This is a genomic window from Paenibacillus xanthanilyticus (assembly GCF_042682185.1).
GTDB lineage: Bacteria > Bacillota > Bacilli > Paenibacillales > Paenibacillaceae > Paenibacillus_Z > Paenibacillus_Z xanthanilyticus.
On the sequence record NZ_JBHUHA010000002.1, the window covers coordinates 1617833 to 1643889 of the forward strand.

The following is a 26057-nucleotide window of genomic DNA, read 5'->3' on the forward strand; positions in this document are numbered from 1 at the left end:
ATATGAAATACACGCATGCGTAAGGGCGGGTAGCTGGAGACAGCGGCAAGAAGCGGCCGCATCCGCAGCGGCGGCTCATCGCGAACGAAGCCGCGCTGCTCCGTCAATGCTGCGCTTCCTCGTACAAGTCGGCAGTCAAGGCTTGCACGAACGGCGACCACTCGCCCGTCGCATAGAGATGGAGACGGTGCATCGCCCGCGTACACGCCGTATACAGAAGCTTGCGTTCGTTCTCTCGTCCGTAAACATCCGCCGACGCCTCGTAGACCAAGACGGCATCGAACTCGACCCCTTTGGCGAGATAGACGGGTATGACCATCACGCCCTTCTCGAAGTCCGGCGTCTCCTTCGTAATGAGGCGCAGCGCCTCGCCTAGATGAACGCGCAGCGCTTCATGGGCCTCCCGGCTCTCCGCCGCGGTCTTCGTAATGACGGCGATGGAATCGAATCCCTCGTCTCGGAGCGCCGCGATGTCCGCGAGCAGCCGCGCATCCCGATTCTCCCCCGCTGCCAGCCTAACCAGAAGGGGCTTCGCGCCACTTCGCTCGAAGGGGACGATCTCTTCCCCGCCCGGCAGCATCGCGCGCGTGAACTCGACGATCTCCTTGGTCGACCGATAGCTGCGCACAAGGCGGATCAGTCTCGTGTCGGCCTCGCCGTAGAGACGGAGCAGCGGCGAATCGGCCGCACCGAGACTTGTCGCCTGCAGGAAGATCGCCTGGCCGAAATCGCCGAGCACCGTCATCCGGGCGCGGGGGAACAGCTTCTTCAAATACTCGTATTGGAACATCGAATAGTCCTGCCCCTCGTCGACGAACACATGCCGGATTTCCGTGTTCGTCCGAACGCCTTCGACCAGCTCCTTGACGTACAAATACGGCGTCGCGTCCTCGTAGAACAACTCGCTGCGCAGCAGCTTCTCCTTCGTTTGTCTGCAGACCTCCGGCCAGAGCGGCGGGATATGGGATTCGTTCGTCATCGTCCGATAAGCGTCTTCGCTCTCGAACAGTTGGCCGTAGATGGCGCGGACGTCGACGAACGCGAACGTCTTCACGATCTTCCGCAGCGGCTTGAACCGTTCCTTCACGATGCGGCGGCGAAGCAGCTCTTCCTCCTTCACGGCGAAATCGAAGTCGCCTTCATCCTCCCTGCGCTTCTTGGTGATGCGCTCGCGGACGGAGGCGTAATGCTCCGCAAGATCGAATAATTCCTTCTCCTTGTGCAGCATGCCGAACGCTTCGGCGTACTGATCGGCGTCGAGATAGTTCAGCTCCTCCTCGACCCAAGCCGCTTCCCGCTCCCGCCGTTCCAGCGCGGCCAGCTCGCCGAGCAGCCATTCCTGCAGCAGCACGACGCGATTGTAGAGCGGAAGCGCTCGGTCATAGCCGTAAAATTGCGCCCGCATGCGCTTCGCGGCTATCACCTCGCGATCCTGAAACCGAATCCCCTGGAATTGCATGCCTTCTTGCCCCAGCCAAGCGCCGTAGCGCTGCAGCGCCTGCAGGAACGCTTCGGACGATTTGTAGGCGATCCCTTGAAGGCGAGCTTCGTAGCCCGGCTCTTCATGTGCGGTCTGGACGTATTCGATCTGATCAAAGGGATCCTCCGGCCGCAGCGCGGAGCCCGCCCAATAGTCGAGATATTCCTGGAAGGTCGTCTGCTGCATGTTCTCTTCGCCCAGCTCCGGCAGGACGGTGGAGACGTAACTGGCGAACATCGGATTCGGCGAGAACAGCACGATCTGATCGGCCTTGATCGTCTGGCGGTGTTTGTACAGCAAGTACGCCACCCGCTGCAGCGCCGCGGACGTCTTGCCGCTGCCGGCCGCCCCCTGCACGATCAGCATGCGGCTTGCGTCATCGCGGATAATCGCGTTTTGCTCCTTCTGGATCGTGGCCACGATGGTTTTCATTTGCGCGTCCGCGCCTTGGCCGAGCACGTGCTGCAGCAGTTCGTCCCCGATCGTCTCGCTCGCGTCGAACATGGTGCGGATTTGCCCGTCTTGAATTTGAAACTGGCGTTTGAGCGCCATCGTCCCTTCGATCGGACCCGTCGGCGTGACATAGGACGCCGGCCCCGGGGAGTAGTCGTAATACAGGCTCGCGATCGGCGTGCGCCAATCGTAGATCAGAAAGCTCAAGCCGTCGTCGTCGACGAAGGAAGAGACGCCGATATAGACCTGCTCACGGAGATCCATGCCGTCTTCCTCGAAATCGATGCGTCCGAAATAAGGAGATGGAAGCAGCCGTCTCATGCTCTTCCATTGCTGCGTCAATAGCTTGTGGACGCGCTCCCGTTCGGCCAGCACCGCCGACTGTTGGTTAATCGTGTGGAAGGTTTCTTCGAAATCCTCGTCCGTGGCCGTATTGATCGTCACTTCTTCCCAGAAGCGCCTGCGGATGTCCGCGGCCTGATCCTGCAGCCCCGCGACCTCCGGCGCAAGCTCGGCGATTCTCGCCTGCAGCTTGCTCTTCACCTGTTCAAGGCGTTCCTGTTCCTGCTGCCAATCCTTCGTTTCCATCTGTCTCCGACCACACTCCTTTTTCCATATAACGGGGGTAAAAAAGGGCATTGACAAATCGAAGCTCGAGCGGTAAGATTAAAGTGGGAATAAAATCGAATACTCTCTTCACCTTCAAATGTCAATGGCGCTACCGATTATATCATAGCGTTATTTTTCGTTCAATCCGTTCCTTGTTTATTTTTTCGGGCGGCGCGAAATCCATTGAATTGGCCTACAGATGACCCTTGGTTCCAGGGGTCATTTTTTTTTGCAAATAAAAAGATCCGCTCATTCGGCGGACCTCAATGGTCGAAGCACTTTATGGTTATCGGTCTCCTGTTTGGGTACATGGTAGAAGGAAGTGCACGGTCGGATTGAGGACCCGCATGTAGGAGCTGTAACGTCTTGTTTTACACCCGCTTGTTATGCACGCGCATCGCGAAGAAATAAGCCACGACCATAACGCCGACGCACCACGCAAGCGCAACCCAGATCTCATTGCCGACCGGCTGACCGGCCAGCAGCGCGCGGATCGCTTCCACAATCGAGGTCACCGGCTGATTCTCGGCAAAGACGCGAACGGCGGTCGGCATCGATTCGGTCGGCACGAACGCCGAGCTGATGAACGGCAGGAAGATAATCGGGTACGAGAAGGCGCTTGCTCCATCCACGGTTTTGGCGGACAATCCGGCAATCGCCGCGACCCAAGTCAACGCCAGCGTGAACAGCACGAGGATTCCCGCTACCGCAAGCCAAGGCAGTATCCCCGCCGACGAACGAAAGCCCATGACGAGCGCGACGCCGATGATGACGACGAGCGAGATGGCATTGGATACGAGCGAGGTCAGCACATGCCCCCACAGCAAGGTGGAACGGGATATCGGCATGGAATGGAACCGCTGGAAGATGCCCCGCTGCACATCGGTGAACAGGCGGAAGGACGTGTAGGCAACGCCGCTTGCGATCGCGATCAGAAGGATGCCGGGCAGCAGGTAATTCACATAGTTATCCGTGCCGGCCTGTATGGCGCCGCCGAACACATAGACGAACAGCAGCATCATCGCGATCGGCATGATGGTGACGGAGATGATCGTGTCCACACTCCGTATAATATGCCGCATGGAACGTCCCAGCATGACGCCTAGATCGTTGAAAAAATGGTTTTTTACCGTTTCCATTACTTCTCCCCCTTATTGCCGACGATGGCGAGAAAGATTTCCTCGAGCGTCGGCTGCTTCTCCACGTACTCCACCTTGCCCGCCGGGTACAGCTTCTTGAGCTCCGCGAGCGTGCCGTTGGCAATAATGCGGCCCTCATGCAGAATGGCGATCCGGTCGGCAAGCTGTTCGGCTTCCTCCAAATACTGCGTCGTCAGAAAAATCGTCGTGCCGCCTTCGGCCAGCTCCTTGACGATCTTCCACACCTCGATGCGCGACTCGGGGTCCAGTCCGGTCGTCGGCTCGTCGAGGAAAATGATCTGCGGATGGCCCACCAGGCTCAAGGCGATGTCGAGCCTGCGGCGCATGCCGCCCGAATACGTCGACGCCTTGCGGTCGGCGGCTTCCGTCAGGCCGAAGCGCTGCAGCATATGTTCCGCTATTTGGCGCGGGTTCTTCTGGTAGCGCAGCTTGGCGATCATGACGAGATTCTCCCGTCCGGTCAGAATTTCGTCCACGGCGGCGAACTGGCCGGTCAGGCCGATCGCCTGGCGCACATGATCGGGCTTCGATGCGACGTCGAATCCGTTGATGGCGGCGGTTCCGCCGTCTTGCTTGAGCAGCGTGGTGAGGATTTTGACGACCGTGGTCTTGCCGGCGCCGTTGGAGCCTAAGAGCGCGAATATGCTGCCCTTCTCCACCTCGAAATCGACGCCCTTCAGCACCTGGAGCTGCTTGTAGGATTTTTGCAGACCTTTGACTTGAATGGACTTCGGTTGCACGGCATGCGCGATTTTCGCGGTTTGCATCGGAATCCCTCCCCTTTTTAATTAGACAACGGTCACGTTGGACAAATTGGCTTCCATGCCTCTGAGCAGCGCGTAGGTCAGTTTATCCATCGTCGCGCCGTCGAAGTTGATCGTCTTAATCGCGCGATAGTACTTCTTGGAGAAGATCGACATCGCCTGGAAGGATACGTTCTTGAGCGTCGCGCCCTTGAACGACACGCCTTGCAAGCCCGCCTTGTCGAATTTCACGCCGATGAACGTCTGGCCGTCGAAGCGCTGTCCGGTCAGGTCGGACATGGTGAAGTCGACGCCGTCGAATACGCAGCCTTCGAAGCTGGTTCGCTTAAGATCGGTCATCGTGAATACCGCGTCGGTCAGTCTTGCGCCCGCGAAGCGGACGCCATCGAGCCCCGACTTGCTGAAATTCGTGCGCGTCAGGATCGCCTTGTTGAAGCTTGCGTTCCGCAAATCCAGCGTGGTGAAGCTGCAGTCCGTCAAGTTCGCGCCGTCGAAATTGGCTTCGCGGACGTCGCTGCTCTTGAACGTGCTGCCGGTCAAATCCGCGCCGGAGAAATCGGAACCGTGGAGCGCGCTGCCGGTAAACTGCCCTTTGTGGGCCGTGACGCCCGCGAAGTCGCTGTCCGCCAGATTACTCGCGCTAAGGTTCGTCACCACCTGCCGCTCCAGCGAGCGGGAGAGGTTGGCGACTTCCAGGATCGTCTGCTCGATGTCGCCGATGCTCGCGATCGTCATCTGGAACGCCGTGTCATCGTCCTTGCCCTCGGCGCGGAGTTCGCTGTAACGCTCCTGCAGATCGGAGAGCAGGTCGGCCTTCAATTCCGTCACGCTCTTCACCCCGTCGTATGGCATAAACACGCTGTTCAGGTAATTCGTCAATTTCGTATTCATTACATTTCATCCCCCTTTAAAGTAAGTTTTCTAATACGCGCTTGGCATACGCCCAATTGCTAAGGTTGCGGGCGTATGTATCCTTGCCCTTATCGGTAATCCTAAAATACTTGCGTCGTCCGCCCTGTGATTCGTCGCCCCAGTACCACTCGATGTCGCCGTCCGCTTCAAGCCGGCGGAAGCTGGAGTACATCGTCGCTTCCTTCAGTTCATACTCGCCGCCCGAACGCTCGGCGATCAGCTTCGTAATTTCGTAGCCGTAACGATCCGCTTCGGACAAGAGCCGTAAAATCATCGTGTCGGTATGGCCGCGCAACAGGTCGGATGTGATTTTGTTCTCGCTCATGTTGCTCACCTCCATGTCTGTATAATACGCCACACTACTGTGACTGTCAAGGTAGTATTTCAAATTAATTACTTTGCCTAAAAACAACCCTGCGAAGAAAACAAGAAAACCGCGCAGTTGCGCGGTTTTCTTAGGCAATCGTAGGTGGTGAAGCGGCGTTGTCGTATAAACAACAAACCGATGACCGTCATCTGACGGCCATCGGTTTACGATTGTCCTTAATGCCTATTCGTTTAGTTGCCCCACTGCGCAAGCTTCAGCCGATCGATCATCCGAATGCCGAACACGCCGCCGGCAACCCCGCCATCCGCCGAAGCGAACTTCACTTCGATCTGGTCGACGCCGCCTAGAAGCTCTTCCGGGAGATCGTACTGCACGTGGAACAGCTGCTCCGGATGCTGGGCCTCCAGCTTCTGGCGCGCGATGATGCGTTCATTAATCACGATGTCGAACTCCCGCTGCTGAAGTCCGCGATCGTTATGGAAGGGGCCGTCGCTGCCGTAGTACGTCACTTGAAGGGCCATCGGCCGGCCGGGTACGACCTTCATGCGATAGCTGAAGTAACCGCCGCTCTCCGCGATCCGATACCCTTGCTGCGCGTGAGCAGAATAGCCTGACTTGGACGCCTGAGCCGCAATCGCATGCTCGACCTCCGATTGCTGCTCATGAGGGCTCACGACATCGACCGTTATCGCCTGGAGCCGCTGCCGCTCCGCCTTCTCGTGATCGATATAGCTCCCGTATTGTTCTTGATTCATCAGCGTCCAGTAGATGGTGTAGCGCTGATGGTGAAGCGCATAGAACGGAATTAGCGTCATCCGCTTGCTGCCCGGCTCGCCGACGGCGTCCGTGACGAAGGTCAGCGACTTCCCTTCTACCGGCTTCATCCACTTCTTCACATCGCTCTCGTCCGTGACCAGAATCGGGACGTCAATGAGCGGATGCTGGTGCAGCTTAAGATGATTGTCGACGATATCGCAAGCCGGGAAGTTCTCGCTGCCCAATGCGCCGGCAAGCACGATCGGTCCGTACATGAAGCCCACCTTCTTCTCGTCTTCCTTCGACCGGTAGACATGAAGATCCATCGGCAGCGTGACGGCGATGACATCGCCCGTATTCCAGACCCGATCGATCTCCAGATAACCTAGCTCCGTACTGGCGTATGTCTCCGTATCGCCGACGACGGCCGTAACCGCTCCGGCAGCCCAATACGGGACGCGAATGCGCAGTTTCATTCGTTCGCCGCCGGCTTCCTCCAGCGTGATTCTCGTCTCGTTCGTCCGCGGGAAATCCGTCTCCTGCCGCAGCACGAGCTTCCCGTCCTGCAAGACGGCCTTGGAGCTGATGAACAGATTGACGTAGACCGCGTCGTTGTCGGCATAGTAGATATCGCGCGTATATAAGGCCGGGTTCTCCATGCCTGTGCCGGTACAGCACCAGAAGGAATGGTCATCGGTGCCGTACACCTTGAAGTGGCCGGGCTCGGTGGAGATGAAGTACATTTTCGCGCCGGAGTCCGGATCCTGCGAGGCCAGAATATGGTTGTACAGCGCCCGCTCATAGAAATCCATATATTCGGCATTCGGCGACCATTGGAACAGCAGCCGGGTCAGCTTGAGCATGTTGTACGTGTTGCACGTCTCCGCCGTCTCCACGCCCAGCTTCTCCGAATGCTCCTTCCGAAAATGCTCAAAAATGCTGTTCCCGCCAATGATGTAGGAACGGCCCCGCGTCACCTCTTGCCAGAAGAACTCGGCCATCTTCCGGTACTTCGTTTCCCCTGTGATATTGTAGAGTTTCGCCGCTCCGATCACTTTCGGAATCTGCGTATTCGCATGCTTGCCTTCCAGTTCGTCTACGCCGCGGGAGAGCGGCTCCAGAATAGCCTGGTGGCAAAAACGGACCGCAAGGTCCAAATAATCGCGGTTCCCCGTAAGGAGGTAGAGATCCGCCATCGCTTCGTTCATGCCGCCATGTTCGCAGATCAGCATGCGCTGGAATTGCTCCTCCGTCAGCCGGTCGGTGCCCTTCTTCGCCCATTCGGCCAGCTTGATGACGACCTCCAATGCCTTCTGATTCCCCGTCAGCTTGTAAGCATCGATCAGCCCTGCATAGATCTTATGAATGCTGTACCACGGTACCCATGAGCCGCCCAAGCCAAAGTTGTGCACCTCGAAATCGCCGCCGCCATCGAAAACGCGGTCGAAGCAATCGCGCGGGAATCCGCTGACATACCCGTCCGGATCATGCGATTGGACGAAGGCCAGCTCGTCGATGGCCTGATCCAGCCGCTGCCGCAGCACGTCGTCCCGCGTGACGGCAACCATTGCGGCGGAAGCCGACAGCCAGTGTCCGATGGAATGCCCCGCGATCGGCGTCGACTCCCAACCGCCATAGCGTTCCTTCTTCGGCTGCAGCTTAGCCGCCTCGTAACAAGGCGCTGCCAGGCGGTCCACATCCATGCGCAGCAAATAGTCTCTTCCCGTCTCTTGCGAATTCTTGAATAAGCCGTCGAGCAAAAGGGTCTGGCTCGCGGCTTGCGTAGAAGTTCCCGCCATAAATTTCATCGCCCCGCTATATGAAATTTGATTGTCCACTTCCACCAGTGTATCCTTGTAAATAATCGGTTTCTACGAATGAATCCAACTATTTTCTTATAAAATTTCACACAAATAGACAGGGAGATCTAATGAATAAAATCCTGTTCGAGCTGCCGCCGATGCCTTACTACATTACGATTGGACAGACCCATTATGAACCGGGACAACAGCATCCGAACCGGCGCAATCTCGGCGTGTTCGACCTCCTGTTTGTTCTTCAAGGCGCGCTCTTCATGGGGGAAGACGAGAAGCAATGGCGCGTCTCTCAAGGCCAGTCGCTGCTGCTCCTTCCCGATCGGCATCATTACACGACGGCCGTTTGCGCGGAAGAGACGGTCTTTTACTGGATTCATTTCGAGTACAACGGCGCCTACCGGGAATATAGCGAACCCCGTCCCTCTCTTCCGATCCGGCATGCATGGGCGAACCCCTACTACCTCAAAGTGCCGCAGCATTCGACGCCGCGGCAGTTCGCCAGCATCGTCCGTCTGCTGGAGCTGATGCACGAGCAGGCGACCGTCAACGGAGCAACCGCATATTGGAAGGAGCAGCAGCGGTTCATGGACTTGATGCAGCTGCTCGAAGAGGAAGAACGGGACGATTCCGCCACGAGTTCGGTCGTCCAGCTGGCCGAGCGGACAGAAGCCTATCTGCGCCGCCATTATCAGCAGGACCTGACCAATGAGACCTTGGCGGACTCGCTTCATTTTCACTCGAATTACATTGTCCGGTGCATGAAGGAAGTCTATCGATGTACGCCCATGGAATACCTGCTGCAATATCGCTTAGAGCAGGCCAAGCTGCTGCTGATCAAGACGGAATGGCCGATCGCCAAGGTTGGCGAGCAGGTCGGCTTTCAATATGCGCCGTATTTCTCCAGTTGCTTCAAGCGTCATGTCGGGATGACGCCGCTCGCCTTCCGGAAGCTTTATGCGCCTTGAACCGTTCCAGCACGAACCCATCTAAAAGTGCCCGACTTTGCCGCATGGCAAAGTCGGGCACTTCGATTCCTACAACTCCATGTTCGTTTGCTGCTCCAATCAAGCGACCGGAACGTTCACATCATCCACATTGAGATGGCCGAAGCCTCCCGTTGCACTATCGACAATCTTGATGTAGCACGACGTGCCCACGTAAGACGAAGCATTCCACGTAATCCGGCTGTACGCTTCGTTATTACTGCCCGTCGCCTTCATCAATTCCGCTCCATCGGAAGCGCGGACGAGGGCAACGTATAGATTATTGCTATCGTTCCCGCCGCCAATGAGGAAGTCGATCACGCCATTACCGCCGAGCGTGAACGTCTCGGATTTCAGAACGCCTACCTGCGCATCTCCGCCATCCTTGAATCCCCACAGGTGATAGGAGCCATTCTGGTTAAAGGGTCCTCCCCAGCCCCAATTCGCGTCAGTTGTGACATCCGCAGCACTAAATGCGTTGCCGCTTACGACGGTCCATCCTGTCAGATTGCCGCTCTCGAAATCATGATTGGCAATCCCTGTGGTCGAAGAAGCATGGGTCGTTACCGATAAGCTGCTGCTTGCTGCGGATTGGTTTCCGGCTGCATCGGATGCTTTTACCGTGTAAGCATAGGCGGTGCCTGCCGTTAATCCCGTGTCCGTGTAACCGATTGCTGTGCTGGTACCCACTTGAGTCCCGTTCCGGAAGATGGTATACCCGGTAACGCCGACATTATCGGTGGATGTCCCCCAACTCAGCGTCACCGAATTCGATGTCTTGGACGGCGCCTGCAGATTAGCCGGTGCGGTCGGCGCTTGCGTATCCGCCGTCGCGCTCGCCGTCGGAACGTTCACATCATCCACATTGAGATGGCCGAAGCCGCCTGTTGCACTGTCGACAATCTTGATATAGCATGACGTTCCCACGTAGGACGAAGCATTCCACGTGATTCGGCTGTACGCTTCGTTGTTATTGCCCGTGGCCTTCATCAATTCCGCTCCGTCGGAAGCACGGACTAAGGCAACGTATAGATTATTGCTATCGTTCCCGCCGCCAATCAGGAAATCGATCGCGCCATTACCGCCGAGCGTGAACGTCTCGGACTTGAGAACGCCGACTTGCGCATCCCCGCCATCTTTGAACCCCCACAGGTGATACGAGCCGTTCTGGTTAAAGGGTCCTCCCCAGCCCCAATCCGCGTCTGTCGCGACATCCGCGGCACTAAATGCGTTACCGCTTACGACGGTCCATCCGGTCAGATTGCCGCTCTCGAAATCATGATTGGTAATCCCCGTAGTCGAAGAAGCAGGGGTCGTGACCGATAAGCTGCTGCTCGCGGCGGATTGGTTTCCGGCTGCATCGGATGCTTTTACCGTATAAGCATAGGCCGTGTTTGCCGTTAATCCTGTATCCGTGTAACCGGTCGTCGTGCTGGTACCCACTTGGGTCCCGTTCCGGAAGATGGCATACCCGGTAACGCCGACATTATCGCTGGATGCCCCCCAACTCAGCGTGACGGAATTCGATGTCTTGGACGGCGCTTGCAAATTAGCCGGCGCGGTCGGCGCTTGCGTATCCGCCGTGCCGCCTTGGACGGGAACGAGGAAATCGTCCAGGTTGATATGTCCCCACCCATCCGAACGTTCATCGACTACTTTGATGTACATGGACGTCCCGATATGGGCGGTCGCATCCCAATATCTTCTGGTGTAGCTTTCCGTTTCACCTTTGGTGGATTGCCAGTTCCAGTACGTTCCGGGTCCGGTCGATCTGAACAACTCTTTGCCATCGGAAGCCCTCACGAATGAGACGTAGAGTTTATCGATATCGGAACCGCCCCCGATCAGGAAGCTGACTTGACCGTTGCCCCCCAATGTGAAGGGTTGAGACTTGAGAACCCCCGTAGCCGCATCTCCGTTCAAGTTCCCCCACAGATGATAGCTGCCAGCTTGATTAAAGGGCTGCGTTTCCCAAAATACGGTTTGATTCGTAATGGCCGTATTCGAAAAGGCCGTGCCGCTTTCCACAACCCAACCGTTCAGATTACCGGTTTCAAAGCCGCCGTTCGTTATATTCGCGGAGGACGCCGGAGCGACAACGGTGATTGCGCTTGCGGCCGTCTTCGCACCATCGCGCGTTTTAGCTGTTATGGTGGCCGTACCTGCTCCTTTGCCGGTCACGACACCGTTCACAACCGTTGCGACGCTTGGATTGCTCGACGTCCAAGTCACGTTTTTGTTCGTCGCGTTCGAAGGCGCTACGGCTGCCTGTAACGTTTTCTTCCCCCCTACCGTCACCTGCAGGCTTGCGGGTGACAACGTGACGCCGCTTGCGGGAGTCTGCACATACGCGGAATTCATCTTCCAGACCTTTAACGACTTGACGACAATGGAACTCGTATTCGTATCTGCCCATAGCTGCAAACCTTTGGCATCCTCACGAGTTGAATAGGTACGCGTCGTGATGGACTTCAGGCCGTTCAAATAGGACTCTACCATGGATTTGTCCAGATAGATGTGCATCTTCACGTTTTCGGTTCCGATATCGACGGTGCCCTTTTGGATGCCTTTGTTCGTGCCCGCAACCGTCTTCGTCCGGTCCACGCCGTATTCATCCGTGCTGTTCTTGTAGTACAGCAAGGTCTCTTCTTCGCCATTCGGCGACCGGCGAACCTTCATCCCCACTTGATCGGCCGATCCTCTTTTGAGCTCTACTTCAATTTCAAGCGTGTCGCCGGATACAGCCGACAGCGCGGTATTCGCTGCGGCGAATGTCGTGTCGGTCGTAATATTCACCAGCTGCTGTCCTCGCAAAGACGCCAGCTCGCTAATGGGCTTGATTCCGAGTTTACCGTCTGCGCGGAGGTTCAATTCTACCGGTAATCCGGCATTATGCGCCCAGCCAGCATCCGATTCTTCTTGCGAGGAACGTTCCCCTTGCGCAATGGTGAACATGATATTCCGACCCGTTACCGGATCCGTGAATGCGCTCGGACCCGTGAATTTGAAGTCGCCGAAATCCATGAGTTGAGGCGCCTGCTGATCCGGCGTGAATTTCGCCGTGCCGCTGTTCCAGGTGCCAATCCAGTAATAAACTTCGACATCGGCTCCCGATCCGACTGGACTAATCGCAAGCAGATGCTTGCCGCCCCCAAGCGGCAGCAATACGGGGAGTTCCCACACCGCTCCCAAATGAGGATAAGCAGCCGTATTCGTTTGATACAATGGTCCCCGATAGGTCCAATTCATCAGGTTCGGATCTGTCGTGGAATAAACAGCCGCGGTTCCGCCCTGCCCCTCAATACCGGTACCCACCAGCATGAACCATGTCGAGCCATCCTTGAACACGTAAGGATCCCTGAATTCGCCCAACTTTCCTTGACCGGACTGCTGGGCAACGGCAAGCTTGGATTCCTTGATCCACTTCTTCAAATCGTTGTCTCCATCTTGCTTCACGGTGCTACGGGCTACGCCAACATTCTGATTACTGTTGATATACGGTCTGGCATCATTCCCCGCCGTGAAGAACAACGTCGGATTTCCCGCATCGTCGACCACCGCGCTTCCCGTCCAGTCGCCATCCGGGTCCACCTGGAACAACTCCGGCGATACGGCCGGCGGAAGATCCCGCCAATGCACCATGTCCTCGCTCACCCAATGTCCCCAATGCATGTTGTGCCAATAGGGACCATGCTGATTGTTTTGGTAGAAGAGATGATATTGCCCATTGTAATAGAGCGGCGCGTGAGGCTCGTTCATCCAATGACCTGGCGCGATTGCATGATAAGTGGGACGGTGTTTATCCCCGTCGTAGGTGCTTCGGTCAAACGTGAGATCGGCAGTTGGGAGGTTGCCGCCCAACTGCGTGAGATCATTCTGATAAGCGCTTTGTACCTCGGCGGCGCTGGCAGAGCCGCTGCTAATCTTCACTTCGTCAATAAGTCCGTTGAACATATTCAGGGGGAACACGCCGAGCTGCGTGCTCTGATTGTTTTTCCCGATCAGCAGGTTATTCGTTGAGGGTGTAATGGTGGAATTCGCCGGAATCGTCCGCGAAGCGACTTGCCGTCCATTCAGATAGAGCTTCATCGTCCCTTGCGTACCGTCGACCGTAGCCACGAGATGCGACCATTCGTACTTGGGAAGAGGTTCGTACGCCCATACCTCATACCAATTGCCGCCCGCCCCCACTTGAAACGACCAGGTTCCTCCGCGAAATACGCCAAGCGCGAATCCTTGCTTCGCGGCTTTGTCCTGCTGATTGACGATCGCGGAGATAACGCCGTTATCCCCCCATTCATACGCTCGCGGGGCGACCCAAGTCTCGATCGTCATCGCCGTCGATGGCGTAGCAATCGGTGCATGCGTCACCCATGTGGAATAACCGTCAAATAATAATGCGCCATTCGAGATGCCATCCGCTCGCCACTCCGGGGCACTCGATGGTTTATATACCGCGTTATTAAACTTATAATGTACGGGGTCGTTCGTATTTCCCACTGCTTCCTTCGTGGTTGTTCCGCTTCCTTCATCAAACCTCCATTCCGCCACTTTGGTTGTAGCCGCCTGGGCTTGGTCATACACCGGACATGAAGCGAGAACGAAAGGTATCGCGAGCATGACCTTCATCCATTTTGTACGATTGTACACTTCGTTTCCTCCTTATTTGTCGTCAACTCATGTAACCGCTTTCCATAATCCTCGTACGCTTTCCTTTCCTTCTAGACTGCCTCGCCAGCAACGATGGGCGTATCGACCACCTCCTTTCATAGATGAGGGCTCCGCCCCTTTGACCCCACTTTTGTTGCTCCCTCCTCCTTCTGCTCCCTCCCCCTTCCCCCTCCGCCGAGGGGAACCAGAGGGCTTTGCCCTCTGGACTCCCTATTTCGTGCTGACACGATTGTTCGCGGTTGGCGGGTTGGCTTGAGCTGGGCACGCTTTTGTCCTGACGGACAAAGCTTCAGTGGGTTTTGAAGTTCGTCCTAAGACATCTGCATGTGCGTAAACCGATCTACTATAGCCACGGCTGGCTTCACCAGCCATTTTTTTCTTAACCTGACTGCATTGCCCCCTTCATTCATATCCATTGCAATCCGAGGGTTCATCCCTTCCTGCGATCCTTGTCGGTTATGACGCCTCTTCGTAACAGTTCCTCTTCCAGCAGGCGGATGAAATCCTTACTGAGCCCCCATGCAATCGCGTCTTGATAGGCATCGATAAGTGCATCCGTCTCTGCCCGACCCAATCCCGGTGTGTCTGCCCCATGGATCAATTTCATCACCGCCTGCCTGTGCGAGGTGCATGCTATAACTGATAAATTCCTTGCTCGATTCGTTCCATGCAATATTCGGCAAATTTGTAGTAGTCGAAATCGTGATGCTCGTTTTCCTTCGTGAGGCCGCTGTAAAACAATCCCCACGCCACCTCGCGCACCATCGATACGTATTTCATATCTTGGAAAATGCGGAATGCCTCTTCTTCGCAATGCCCGAAATACAGCCTCAACCATTCCCGTTCTTCCGCTTCGCTGAACTGGTTAGTAAACGGAATGAGCGTCAATTCGAAGAACACGTCTCCAATCCCCGACAGCTCCCAATCGATGATCTGCAGCCGTTCGCCCGTATAGATCATGTTCACAAGGAAGGAATCATTGTGACAAAACTTGTTATTGTAGGTTTTGTCATCGCTCCGTTGATGCGCGATTTTGTCGATGCGGTTCAATAGTCGGTTCAGGCCATCCGGGCGCTTGACTTGAAACGAATCCGCCCCCTTCAAATAGCCATGAATCAAATCATAAGGCGTGCATGTTCGTTCCTGACTTTCCATGCCATGAATAACTTTGAGACGGTCCATAATCATGGTTTTGATGTTCTCGTCTGCCAGGTCATCTTTCGCTAGCATGCGTCCCTCGATAAATTCCGTGACCACATAGCGTTCAGGCTGATCATCGGCAATGACTTGAGGCGCAAATCCCAAGCGATGCGCCTTCTTCATCACTTCGATTTCAGAGCGGCGCGTCAGGTTTAAATATTCATTTTGCCTGCTATTGATGCGGAGGACATAGGCTTTTTGCTTGGTTTGCACTTTATACGTTTCGTTGCACAGGCCCCCGCCAAGCTGGTGATATTCCACGAATTCGCGCTCAAGCTCCGGGATCTCACGAATAATGTCGTCCACTTTCGTCTTCAAGCGAACTCACCTCGCCTCTTCTGTAGGAGTTGCTTTCTTAGAGGGGGCAGGCTGCACGCGCAGCCTGCCTTCCCGCTCCAAGCTTGCCTTACACGTAACCGCTCTTATTGGGCAATCAAGTTAGCCATCACCTGTGCGCTTTCCGCGCGGGTCACCTCGGCTTTTGGCGCGAATAGATCGCTGCCGCGGCCGTTAATAAGCCCCCAAGCTTGCGCTTTTCTTACAGCCTCCAGCGCCCAGCTGCTGATCGTCCCTTCATCCGCAAAGCCTTCCGCTTCGCTAGCAGCCGCCTTCGTGCCTGTCGCGTGCTCATAAGCCCGTACAAGCATAACGGCCATTTCTTCCCGCGTGATGATGGCATTCGGCGCAAATACGCGCTCAGACAGACCGGTCACAATACCCGCTTCGCTAGCAGCCGCCACTTCATCGGCATACCAGCTCGTATCCGCGACATCGATGAACGGTATCTTCTCTCGTGCTTGAAGTCCGAGCGCGCGCACGATGAACGTCGTGAATTCCGCGCGAGTCACAGACTTGCTAGGCGCAAACTGCGTTTGGTTGATGCCTTCAACAATGTGTTTCGCAGCTAGTTCCTTGATGACTTTCGCCGCCCAGAACGATTCACTCACATCCGCGAAGGATTTATCGTAGCTGAGAACCGCGTATGTGCTGAAATGATTGAGTTTGGCCGCTATTTTTCCGCTCTCGATCTTCCCGCCGACATACGCTATTGAACCGTCATCCGCCACGTAATAGATGCCGAGCAGTTCTTCCTTGGCAGGGTCCGACACTTGAAGCGCAATCGTAATGCGCTCGTCAAACTCGGATAACGGCTTCGCTACGCCGTCTTTATTCCTGATCGAAAGCGAGAAGTCCAGCATACTTCCGGCAACCGTCAGATCCGCCTTTGCCTTGGCCTCCGCTTTGTTCAACAGCTCGGTGCGATCGGTTTCAGATACCGGCTCCATCTTTAGCGAGATTGTCGCCTCCCTCCGTTGATCTTCCGGAAGCAGACTTTGCAGCTTAAGCCATACGCTGCCTGGAACTCGGACCGTAACATGGTCATTGGTCAGCTCGATAACATGCTTGTTGTCGAAAGCGGCGTTAGCGGGCAGCAGCACCTCCTTCGCATCATTGGCGATCGTAACGGCGATTTTGCCATCGCGATCAGCCTGAGGAAGGTTGACGACATTGGGTTTCGGATCGCTTGCTATCCCCCCGGTGCCCGGATTGCTTGTCGCATTCAGCGCAACCGGAACGCTCAGATTGTCAACATTGATATGTCCCCAGCCGCCTGTGCCTTGATCGACAATCTGAATGTAGAGACGCTCTCCTTTGTATGCTGATGCATCCCATGTAACACGGCGATAGGCTTCGTTGTTGTTTCCGGTCGCTTTCATTAGAATTTGATGATCGGAAGCGCGAACAAGAGCAACATAAAGCTTATCGATATCCATGCCGCCGCCAACCAAGAAGTTGATCTTGCCATCTCCGCCTAATTGGAACGTTTGAGATGTCAAGGAGCCTGTCGCAGCATCTCCGAGCTCGGGCGTAAATCCCCACAGATGATACCGGTCAGGATCTTTCGCGACCCAAGCCTGGCTGAAAGGACCGCCCCATCCCCAATCGTTGGCCTTCACGACGTTCTGATTCGCGAAGGATTGGCCTTCTACCGTCCAGCCTGACAAATCGCCTTTTTCAAAATCGGCATTTGGCAACTCGCCAACGGGCGTCGTAGGAGCTTGCGGGGCAGGCCAGCTGGCTTCCTCCGCGATCCCATAAGCCGCGTTCATTTCCCAAATCTGCAATTTCTGAATGGAGACCGGCCCGCCTTCGCTCCATACTTCAAGACCTAGCGCATCGCCGCGTGTCGGATAGATCCGGGAGGTGATGCTGTTCTTCCCGTTGGCATAAGCCTCCAGCATCGAACGATCCAGATAGACATGCAGCTTCAGCACGTCGCCATCGAGCTCCATCTTGCCGCTTTGGATTCCCTTCTGCACATCCGGATCCAGGGAAGACTTCCATCGGTCCAGACTCAAAAGCTGCTGCTCCGCATCATAGACCAGCTTGGTCTCCTCGTTGCCGTCCGCGGTCTTGCGAAGCGACAAGCCAAACTTCTTCGCCGTAGTCATGTTGGCTTCCAATACAATCTCCAGCATATCGCCCTGCACATGATTCAGCTTGGCGTTCGCCGCTCCAATCGTAGTCTGAGCAAGATCGACCAGCTTCTGGCCGCGGAGCGATTGCAATTCGGGAATCGGTTCCACGCCGAGCGTATCGTCGCCGCGCAGGGATAAGACGAGCGGCAATCCGCCATTATGCGCCCAGCCGGCATCATAATGCTGCTGTTCGGAACGACGATCCTGCGCGATGCTGAACAAGATCGAACGTCCCTGCCCATCCACCATGCCGCTCGGTCCTGTGAAGTGTTCGCCGTAATCGAACAAACGAGGGTCCTCGTGGTCGGGAACGAATTTGTTGCTCGCTTTGTCCCAGGTACCAATCCAATGGAAGACGTACTTCACGTTGTCCGCGTCGTAGTGGTCGAACCACGGATTAATGAAGAAGGCGTATTTCATCGTTCCCTTGCTGTCCTCGCCCAGCGGCAGCAGCACGGGAAGCTCCCAGACTTGCCCGGTTTGGTGGTATTTCTCATAATCGCCAACGAAGAACGGATGCTGGTAGGTCCAGTTCACCATATCATCCGACGTATAGAGTAACGCCGTTCCGCCTACGTCTTTAATTCCGGAGCCGACCAATTGGTACCAGGTATCGCCGTCTTTCCAGACGTAGGGATCCCGGAAGTTGCCGTACCACACTTCGCCTTCCTCCGCCGGCAAGTTCGGCGCTTGGGTGGTGACCGGCGTTCCGTTATACACCCATTGCTTCAGATCGACATCGCCGTCATCCTTGAAGGTGCTTCTCGCAAGTCCCGTCGCCTGATTCGGCGTTGCCTTGTCATCCCCGGCCGTGAAGAATAACGCGGGGTTGCCAGTATCGTCGACGACCGCGCTGCCTGACCATACGCCGTCGGGCGTTTCCGAACCCCCATCCGGAGCAAGGGCAACCGGCATGTCCTTCCAGTGCACCATATCCTCGCTCACCGCGTGCCCCCAGTGAATTTGATGCCAATAAGGACCTTGCGGATTAAACTGATAGAAGATGTGGTACTTGCCTTCGAAGTAGAGCGGAGCGTGCGGTTCGTTCATCCAGTGGCCAGGCGCGATCAGATGATATTGAGGCCGATAGCGGTCTCCATCGTAATCGCTGCGCTCATAATCCATCGATGGCGTCGGGAGGATGCCTCCCTCATACTCGGATGTCACGGTCTGGTAGTCGTTCTGAATCTCTGCTTGGGTAAGGGATCGATTGAGCACTTTCACTTCATCGATCATGCCATTGAACATATTGGCGGTGAAAACCCCGTTAATCAACGCGCCGGCGTTGTTTTTACCGATCATAAAGTCCGTATTCGCGGGGGAGATGGGCAGCTTTTTCTCCGCCGTCGCCGTGCCGACCAATTCGCCGTTCAAATACAGCTTCAGCTTGCCGTCCGTTTTACTGTAGGTCGCCGCGATGTGAGACCATTCGGATTTAGGGAGCGGCTTATCATCTGCTGCCCATGCTTCCACCCATTTGCCGTTAATTCCGACCTGGAACGACCACTTTCCATGACGGCCCATCCCCAGGATGTAACCGGTGCGTGCATCGCTGTCATACTGATTCACAATCGCGGACAGCTTCCCTTGGTCGCCCCATTCATAAGATCTTGGAGAAACCCACGCTTCAACGGTCATCTCATCGGCGGGTTTGGCGATCTCCTTCGCGGGTCTGGCGATCCAAGTCGAGTAGCCGTCGAAGAGCAACCCTTTGCCATCTACGCCGTCTCGCCATAACGGTTCGCTATTCGGTTTATACTTGGCATCGTTGAATACATAGTGAACGGCGTCATCCATCTTGCGAACCTCTTCATGAGCCGCTGCTCCCTGCCCCTCGTTGAAAGGCCAATAGCCGACCAAACCCGACCCTTTCACCTGAAAGTCATCGACGTTAAGATGACCGGCCCGATCCTGATCCACGACTTGGATGTAGAGCTCTTGGCCGAGATAAGGGGTTGCGTCCCAATTGATCCGGGTATAGGCTTCCGACTGATTGCCGGTCGCTCGCATCAGCACGGCGCCATCTGAAGCACGCACCAAGGCTGCGAAGAGCTGCTCTTCGTTGGCTCCGCCTCCCAAGAGAAAACGGACGAAGCCGGTTCCGCCCAACCGGAACGGAGTAGAAGTTAACGTGCCGGTATGCTCGTCATCTTGATCGTAGCCTGATACGTGATAAGCGCCTTCTTGACCATATGGCGTTGAATCGTCACCGAATCGAGATTGATTCGTCACCGCGCCTGCGAAGGCTTCGCCTTCCGCTGTCCAACCGCTTAAGTCGCCGGTTTCAAAGCTTGGATTTTCAATGGTGTCCGTTATTGAGGCGTACAGATTGGTTGCCACTACGCCGTCCGTCGGCACGGCTTCATGATAGGTGAAGAAGGCATCGGCGAAAATCATCCCCCAATCCGACTCGGCATTGTCCACGATTTCGAGGTAGAGGTTCTCGTCGAGATGCTTCGACAAGTCGGCCTTGTATTGAACCAAGTTGGCCAGCCGCATGCCTTGATCGATATTCGGGAAGTTGACGTCGGCGAATTCCGTATTGCCGTAACGGGCGATCAATTCATCCGTGTCCGCATTGTATACGTCCACATGCACAAGATCGGTGTGTTTGCCTCCGCCCAGCTTAAACGTCATCCAGCCCGATCCGCCCAAGGTAAAGGTAGACGAGCGAAGGATACCCGTGTTCTGCTCGTCGTACATCCAGCCGTCAAGATGGTAGCTGCCCTCTTGTTCAAACGGGATGCGCTCCTCCCACCAGGTCGTATCGCCAGAGACGCTGCCCGGTCCAAAGGCATTGCCGGCAACAACCGTCCAGCCCGATAAACCGCCGGATTCGAAACCCGGATTGCGGAGCTCGTACCGAACAGGCTGATAGAGATTGTTTGCGAGCACGCCTTCGGTAGGCGTACTCGTCAGATAGGTTCGGATATCGTCGGCGAATACAACTCCCCAATCGCTCGTTGCACCGTCTACAATTTCAACATAGAGATTCTCGCCTATAAACGCTCGCAGGTCGGCTCTATACTGCACCATATTCGCCAATCGCAGCCCTTGGTCGACATGCGGGAAGTTAACATCGGCGAATTCCGTATTTCCATAACGCGCCACCAGCTCGCCGCTATTGGCGTCATAGACATCGATATGTACCAAATCCGTATGCTTGCCGCCCCCGAGCCGGAATGAAATCCATCCGCTTCCGCCCAGTTTGAACGTGGTCGACCGCAGTTTCCCCGTCTTCTCCTCCGGGTATTTCCAGCCATTCAGATGATACTGCCCCTCCTGGTGATAAGGAATTTTCTCATCCCAATAGGTCGTTTCATCGGATAGGCTCTCGGGACCGAACGCCTCGCCTTCAACAACCGTCCATCCGCTCATATCCCCTGATTCAAATCCGCCGTTTTCGATCTCCTTTACTGCCGGGTCGTACAAATTATCGGCTCGAACACCCTCGCTTGGTTTGGACGCATGAAAGGTATTGAAGGCGTCCGCGAACAGCAGCCCCCAATCGGAAGTGCCGTTATCCACGAGTTCAATGTACAGATTCTGGCCCAAATAAGGGCTTAAATCCGCTTTATACTTCGCCAAGTTAGCCAAATGCAGCCCAAGCTCCACATTCGGGAAATTCTCGGCGCTCCACTCCGTATTCCCGTATCGAGCCAACACTTCGCCCGTGTCCGCGTTGTGGATTTCAACATAATTCCGATCCGTATGTCGGCCCCCGCCGAGCATAAACGTTATCCACCCGGATCCGCTCAAGGCGAACGTAGAAGAACGAACTCTTCCCGTTGCCGCCTCTTCATATTTCCATCCATTCAAGTGGTAGGTTCCTTCTTGTTGATAGGGAATGCCTTCGGCCCAATACATCGTCTCCTTCGATACGCTGTCAGGTCCGAATGCGCTCCCCTCGATTACCGTCCAACCTGTCATATCGCCGGTTTCAAAGCCGGGATTCTCGACGGTATTCGGATATACCGAAGCGCTGACGGATGGGGATACTTGCTCCTTCGCAGGGAAAGGCGCGATTTCTTCCGCGTAGGCACGATCAAGAGCGCTCCCAAAACCTGTCGTAAATATGAGAGAGCCAATTATGGCTTGGATCAAACGTAAACGAGTTTTCTTTTTTATCACGCGACTATCCCCCATTTATCCAAATATAGCGCTTACATTTTGTCGAAATTCATTCTCCCCAACTAGACGGACCTCGCTCCATGCTGCATGCCCAATCTTACGATCGTGAACGCAAACCAAGGAGCGCCTATCTGTGTATAGTTGGAGAGAACAACCGCTGCGTATTACCTTATTAATGCTTCTTTTGCTAAAGCCAATGCGCCGCATAACCCCGCATTCCCAGCCAAGGCAGGCGGAACGATATACGTTTCCAGGTCGGTGGAAAACACAGGATGCTGCACATAACGGTTAAGATGACTTTTCACATGTTCTCGTATTCGAGGAAACAGATGCGCTTGATTCATAATGCCGCCGCCTAGAATGATGACTTCTGGAGAGAGAATAAGGATGTAGGTAGCCAATGCCTGACCAATATAGAAGCTCTCCAATTCCCAAGCGGTATGAGCGGCATCCAATTGGACCGCTTGGGTCTCCCACCTCTTCTCGACCGCCGGGCCGGATGCCATCCCCTCCAGACAATCGCCGTGAAACGGACAATTCCCTGCATAGCTGTCCAGCAGATGCCGCTTCACGACGATATGCCCCATCTCCGGGTGCAGCAGGCCATGTACCAGATTTCCTTCGACGATCGCGCCGACGCCAATCCCCGTCCCGACCGTCATATAGAGACAATTGCGGAGCCCCTTGGCCGCCCCCCAGACAGATTCGCCCAAGGCCGCCGCATTCACATCGGTATCGAATCCAACCGGAATATCCATGAATCGCTGGACATGATCCAGTATGCGATATCCGCTCCAATGCGGTTTCGGCGTGCTTGTGACCGAACCATATGCGGGGCTTTGCGGGTTGACATCGATAGGTCCGAACGTGCCGATGCCTAATGCCGCGATTCCCTTGTTCGCGAAGAAGGACATCGCCTGATCCAACGTCGCTTCCGGCGTCGTGGTCGGAATCGAAATTCGTTCCACGATTTGCCCGTCCGTCGTGCCGATTCCGCATACAAACTTAGTGCCTCCGCCTTCAATAGCGCCTAACAGCATATCCCCCACCTCCCTATCTTGGCATCGACGCATACGCGTAGATGGATTGGAGCGGATGGAAGTCCAACCGATGAATGATCGCTTCGCCGCCGTGGGTGTACAGCTCCAAGCCTACGCTTGAAGGATCCGGGAAGATTTGATCCGTTATGACCACTTCCCCGTCATTGGCAAATAGCTCAACCGAAGAATGGTCGACGAATAGATGAAGGCGAATACGGCCTTCAAGGGGCTCCAGCTGTGCATCATGCTTGCACGCAAATTGACGATGGAATTCGCTCTCGCCGGAATCGCTTCGACAAACGAATAACGTTCTCTCCGCAGCGCGATATCCGACCACGGTCTTTTCCGTATCCGAGGCGCGAAGGTGGAACCCGACTTCCTCCGCGAGGCCCGCTTCCAATTCGCAGATCAGCTCGTATCGATCGCCAGTTAGCCCCGCCAGTAGATTATCGCCGGGACGAATGGTGACCCCCGCCCATTGCCGGCTCTGCCCCTGCTCCCTCAATGCCTGGAACTCCGGGACCGGTTGCTGTACGAGTCGCGTACCGAGAGGCGTAAGGCGCAGCCGCAGCTCTCGGGGAAGCGTCATCGCGCTTCGCCATTCCTGTGTCGGCGTCAAATTGCTATACTTCCAGTTGCTCATCCACCCAATAAACAGCTTCGCCCCATCCGGACGCTGTACATCCGACCATGTAACACCTGCATAATTATCACGACCGTGATCAAGCCACAAGACGCTTGCGGCATCATTTTCGTTCGTAAAGGTAATGCCGTCGAACTCGCCAACGAAATATTGCGTTCTGGAGCCCTCCGGATAATCGGGATGATCACCGATGCTGATAATAAGCACCCACTTGCGCGCGTCATCGGAGCCTTCGATTGGCAGCTCAATGAGATCCGGGCATTCCCATACCCCCTCATGGGAACCTTCCGTCATGCCGAATTCGCTTGCGAAGGTCCAGCTCTTTAAGTCATGAGAGACGTAGAACTGAGCACGATCAAAGGCAGCCAGCACCATGACCCAATGCTGCTTCGGTTCATGCCAGAATACTTTCGGATCCCGGAAATCGGTATGCGCCTCGTTCGCCAGAACGGGGTTGTTCTCGTACATCGTCCAGCTTCTGCCTTTATCCGAACTGTACGCCAAGCTTTGCCGCTGTCTAGGGCGGTCGGAGTCCGGGTACTGATCTGCGTGCGTGAAGATCGCAACGAGGCCCGGGCCGCCGCCGAAGAAACCGCTGCTGTCCTTCCAATCCACGACCACGCTTCCAGAGAAGATAAAACCGTTGTGATCCGGCTTCAATGCGATCGGCATGTGCTCCCAATGGACAAGATCCTGACTGATGGCGTGGCCCCAATGCATCGGCCCCCAGGTGGTTCCATTCGGGTGGTGTTGATAAAAGAGATGATACTCCCCTTCGAAGTAAACCATGCCGTTCGGATCATTCATCCAATTGGCAGGAGGCGTGAAGTGAAATTGCGGTCGGTATTTTTCATCGATGATTGTCGTTGTCATTCCTGTTCATCCTTCCATCTGAAAGCAAAAGCCTTATTGTTGCATGGGTAACAAACCGGAACAGCTGCGACATTGCTCCGGTTTGTGCTGTGCGTTATGTGCGGGTTGTCATCGGCTTGCTTTAGGTATTGTTTTTCTTGAATTCGTCATAGCCCTTTTGATAAATCTCGAGCAGCTCTTGCAGACCGATCTGGTCCAGCTTCTTCAGGTAGCCGTCCCATTCTTCCTCGACGCCGCCGGACATGAGCCATTTGGCTTTCATTTGTTTCGTATATTCTTTGAGCTGGGTCTCGATTTGGTTGATTTTGTCCAGATCTTCCGCGGAGAAGAAGACGAACGGATAATTTTCTTTTACTTGATGCGGGAAGTAGTATTGCTCCAATTCGTCCAGACGCTGCTTCGCGCGCGGCTCCATATCGACGAGCGTGCCGAATGCATCTTTCGTGATGACGGTCGGTCCGCCTGGCGCTACCTTAATGCGGTATTCCCCGGCCGTCGTGCCAGCCGGAACCGGCAGGTTGACGAGCTTGCCGTTCTCTTCCTTGTATACTTCGCCAATAGGTCCCCAATGCGCTTGGATCGCCGTCTTCGGATCATACAACTGGTCGACCCAGCGCGCGGTAATTTCCGGCTGCTTGTTCGCTTTCGTGATGACGAACGAATCGCGGGAGTACTCGGAATAGTTCGTTTTGCCGATGACGATTTCGCCTTTGTTGTTTTTGAGCGGCGGCATCAGAACATAGTCTTTCATTCGCTCTTCGCCGACAATCTCAGGGCCTTCCCACCAAATGAAGGAGCCCAGCGTCATATCGGCCGTTTTGCCTTTCGCCTTCAGCTTCTCGGCATCCATGCTGGCGATTTCCGGATCAATCAAACCTTCTTCATACCATTTGTGGTAATAGGCGATCGCTTCTTTATATTCTGGAAGGGCCAGCGAGTAATGAACCTTGCCGTCTTTGACGATGCGATGGTCGTCCGTCGTGACGTCCGGCGCGCCAAACATGCCCAGCAGGTCGCCTTCGTTCCCGCACCAGCCTTGGAACCACCAAGAGAGCGGGATAACCGTACCCTTGCCATTCACATTGTTATCCTTGAATGCCTTCAATGCAGCATGGTACTCTTCCAGCGTGGTCGGTACCGCAAGACCCAACTGATCCAGCCATGTCTTGTTGATGAACATCTGGTTCGGCATGCCGATCAGATTCATCTCTTCCGCATATGGCAGCGAGTAGATATGACCGTCGGGCGCCGTTACGACCGCTTTCAAATCGGGACGGGCTTCAAACAGCTTCTTCAGGTTCGGCATATACTTATCGATCAGGTCTTCCAGCGGGATGATCGTTCCTTCGCTGCCATACTTAATCAAGTCGTAGTCGGAGAATTGCGCATTATAGAAGGCATCCGGAAGATCGTTCGTCGCCAAGAGCAGGTTCTTCTTCTCTTGATAGCCGTCGCTCGCGATATTATTCCATTCAATCCGGACATTCGATTGTGCTTCGAGATTCTTGAAGATGGTCATCTCCTCGAAGCTTGGAGCTAACGGATTTTTAGGAGATACGAATTTAAGCGTGACTTTATCCTTCACGATCGGGTATCCAGTCAAATTGATATCGTTTACCGCCGCGGCGTTACCGTCTTTCGACGAAGTAGATTCCGAATCATTAGACGACTTGTTACATGCCGTAAACACCAGGCTTGCAGAAACCAACAGCAATAAGGATGAAGCATATCTTCTCTTCATGTTCTATTCCTCCCGT

General features: G+C 55.2%; 14 protein-coding genes. 1 reads left to right on the plus strand and 13 read right to left on the minus strand.

Going from position 1 to position 26057, the window contains the following annotated elements; all coding sequences use genetic code 11:
• Window positions 1-103: 103 nt before the first annotated feature.
• The 6 genes from helD to ACFSKT_RS24360 form a co-directional block, all read right to left on the minus strand.
• Complete coding sequence (helD, locus tag ACFSKT_RS24335; protein ID WP_377721060.1) at window positions 104-2521, minus strand: RNA polymerase recycling motor HelD; 2418 nt, start codon at window positions 2519-2521, stop codon at window positions 104-106.
• A gap of 392 nt (window positions 2522-2913) precedes the next feature.
• A complete protein-coding gene (locus ACFSKT_RS24340) occupies window positions 2914-3681 on the minus strand; it encodes an ABC transporter permease (RefSeq protein WP_377721059.1) in 768 nt (255 codons plus the stop codon).
• Window positions 3681-4469: an ABC transporter ATP-binding protein gene (locus ACFSKT_RS24345; protein WP_377721058.1), complete on the minus strand. Its 789-nt coding sequence runs from the start codon at window positions 4467-4469 to the stop codon at window positions 3681-3683. Before ACFSKT_RS24345 ends, ACFSKT_RS24340 begins: the two co-directional genes overlap by 1 nt.
• A 21-nt stretch (window positions 4470-4490) precedes the next feature.
• Window positions 4491-5357, minus strand: coding sequence for a pentapeptide repeat-containing protein (locus tag ACFSKT_RS24350; protein WP_377721057.1), 867 nt, complete (start codon window positions 5355-5357; stop codon window positions 4491-4493).
• A gap of 16 nt (window positions 5358-5373) precedes the next feature.
• Window positions 5374-5703 (minus strand): PadR family transcriptional regulator, encoded by a 330-nt coding sequence (locus ACFSKT_RS24355; RefSeq protein ID WP_377721056.1) that lies wholly within the window; start codon window positions 5701-5703, stop codon window positions 5374-5376.
• A 233-nt stretch (window positions 5704-5936) separates the two neighbouring features.
• Complete coding sequence (locus ACFSKT_RS24360) at window positions 5937-8261, minus strand: beta-L-arabinofuranosidase domain-containing protein (protein ID WP_377721055.1); 2325 nt, start codon at window positions 8259-8261, stop codon at window positions 5937-5939.
• Between the two features lie 131 nt (window positions 8262-8392).
• On the opposite strand from ACFSKT_RS24360, the gene ACFSKT_RS24365 reads away from it, so the two are divergent.
• Entirely contained in the window at window positions 8393-9244 is an 852-nt protein-coding gene (locus ACFSKT_RS24365; RefSeq protein WP_377776362.1) for a helix-turn-helix transcriptional regulator, read from the plus strand.
• 99 nt (window positions 9245-9343) lie between these two features.
• On the opposite strand, the gene ACFSKT_RS24370 is transcribed toward ACFSKT_RS24365, so the two are convergent.
• From ACFSKT_RS24370 to ACFSKT_RS24400, 7 genes are all read right to left on the minus strand, one after another.
• Window positions 9344-13912, minus strand: a complete 4569-nt coding sequence (locus ACFSKT_RS24370) for a GH32 C-terminal domain-containing protein (protein WP_377721053.1) — start codon at window positions 13910-13912, stop codon at window positions 9344-9346.
• A 451-nt stretch (window positions 13913-14363) separates the two neighbouring features.
• Window positions 14364-14540, minus strand: coding sequence for a sporulation histidine kinase inhibitor Sda (gene sda, locus ACFSKT_RS24375; RefSeq protein WP_377721052.1), 177 nt, complete (start codon window positions 14538-14540; stop codon window positions 14364-14366).
• A gap of 26 nt (window positions 14541-14566) precedes the next feature.
• Entirely contained in the window at window positions 14567-15451 is an 885-nt protein-coding gene (locus ACFSKT_RS24380; RefSeq protein WP_377721051.1) for a phosphotransferase, read from the minus strand.
• Between the two features lie 104 nt (window positions 15452-15555).
• Window positions 15556-21543: a GH32 C-terminal domain-containing protein gene (locus ACFSKT_RS24385; RefSeq protein WP_377721050.1), complete on the minus strand. Its 5988-nt coding sequence runs from the start codon at window positions 21541-21543 to the stop codon at window positions 15556-15558.
• Between the two features lie 365 nt (window positions 21544-21908).
• On the minus strand, window positions 21909-22784 hold the full coding sequence (locus ACFSKT_RS24390) for an ROK family protein (protein ID WP_377721049.1): 876 nt from the start codon (window positions 22782-22784) through the stop codon (window positions 21909-21911).
• Window positions 22785-22797: 13 nt separating this feature from the next.
• Window positions 22798-24300, minus strand: a complete 1503-nt coding sequence (locus ACFSKT_RS24395) for a glycoside hydrolase family 32 protein (protein ID WP_377721048.1) — start codon at window positions 24298-24300, stop codon at window positions 22798-22800.
• A 121-nt stretch (window positions 24301-24421) separates the two neighbouring features.
• Entirely contained in the window at window positions 24422-26041 is a 1620-nt protein-coding gene (locus ACFSKT_RS24400; protein ID WP_377721047.1) for an ABC transporter substrate-binding protein, read from the minus strand.
• Window positions 26042-26057 lie beyond the last annotated feature (16 nt).